The organism is Vibrio sp. 2017_1457_13 (assembly GCF_030851525.1).
Taxonomy (GTDB): domain Bacteria; phylum Pseudomonadota; class Gammaproteobacteria; order Enterobacterales; family Vibrionaceae; genus Vibrio; species Vibrio metschnikovii.
In genome coordinates this window covers 1-777 of record NZ_VHTA01000044.1, presented here as the reverse complement: position 1 = coordinate 777, position 777 = coordinate 1, and the positions used below count along the sequence as shown (strand labels likewise).

Genomic DNA, 777 nt, shown 5'->3' with positions numbered 1-777 from the left:
TGAAAACAAACAAGCGACCAAGTTGTCTCGCGTTTAATTTACATGAGTGCGAGACAGATTTTGCCGGACTCAATTTTGAAAAGCATCCGAAGATGTTTTTCACCAAGCACACTTGAATGTGTATTTTGGTCTTTATCTTAAAGATAAAGATTGAGAACTTTACAAGTAACTTATCTATCAGATAAATCACTTTGTCAGCTTTCCAAATTGTTAAAGAGCAAAGTGTTTTTCACACTTTCTAACGATTCTCAGCGTCAATAATACAGCCACCTAAGTAAACTTGCGCGGCTGGACATTGTTATCCAAGAACATTTAGAGAGTGGTGGGCGATACCGGGTTCGAACCAGTGACCCCCTGCTTGTAAGGCAGGTGCTCTCCCAACTGAGCTAATCGCCCACATTGTTTTACTTCCCGTGGAAGGAATGGTGGGTCGTGCAGGATTCGAACCTGCGACCAATTGATTAAAAGTCAACTGCTCTACCAACTGAGCTAACGACCCAATCTTCTTCATTAAAGAAGTGGTATCCCGTAGGGGAGTCGAACCCCTGTTACCGCCGTGAAAGGGCGGTGTCCTAGGCCTCTAGACGAACGGGACACTAAGATACTCTCTTTACTACTTAAACCAATTCAATCTGTGTGAACACTCATCGATGCACAATCTTTACGTAAGGAGGTGATCCAGCGCCAGGTTCCCCTAGCGCTACCTTGTTACGACTTCACCCCAGTCATGAACCACAAAGTGGCAAGCGTCCTCCCGAAGGTTAAACTACCTGCTTC

At 44.8% G+C, this 777-nt stretch carries 3 tRNA genes and 1 rRNA gene; all 4 read right to left on the bottom strand.

Features of this window, described 5'->3' with window-relative positions:
- Window positions 1-320: 320 nt before the first annotated feature.
- Window positions 321-396: transfer RNA gene (locus tag FKN88_RS17435), tRNA-Val, on the bottom strand.
- A 27-nt stretch (window positions 397-423) separates the two neighbouring features.
- Window positions 424-499 (bottom strand) — tRNA-Lys (locus tag FKN88_RS17430).
- 20 nt (window positions 500-519) lie between these two features.
- Window positions 520-595, bottom strand: a tRNA-Glu gene (locus FKN88_RS17425).
- A 71-nt stretch (window positions 596-666) separates the two neighbouring features.
- Window positions 667-777: ribosomal RNA gene (locus FKN88_RS17420) — 16S ribosomal RNA — on the bottom strand; the annotation flags it as partial.